The sequence below is a fragment of the Streptomyces sp. NRRL WC-3605 genome (assembly GCF_001509795.1).
In the GTDB taxonomy this organism is placed as follows: domain Bacteria; phylum Actinomycetota; class Actinomycetes; order Streptomycetales; family Streptomycetaceae; genus Streptomyces; species Streptomyces viridochromogenes.
On the sequence record NZ_LLZN01000029.1, the window covers coordinates 1 to 231 of the forward strand.

Sequence of the window (231 nt, forward strand, 5' to 3'; positions counted from 1 at the left end):
GGTGGAGCCGGTGACCCGAGCTGGTAGTAGGTGAGTGATGGGGTGACGCAGGAAGGTAGTCCATCCCGGGCGGTGGTTGTCCCGGGGTAAGGGTGTAGGCCGGACGGTAGGCAAATCCGCCGTTCATTAAGGCTGAGACCTGATGCCGAGCCGATTGTGGTGAAGTGGATGATCCTATGCTGTCGAGAAAAGCCTCTAGCGAGTTTCATGGCGGCCCGTACCCTAAACCGA

The 231-nt window shown here is 59.3% G+C and carries 1 rRNA gene; it reads left to right on the forward strand.

Going from position 1 to position 231, the window contains the following annotated elements:
* Positions 1–231: ribosomal RNA gene (locus tag ADL34_RS05645) — 23S ribosomal RNA — on the forward strand; the annotation flags it as partial.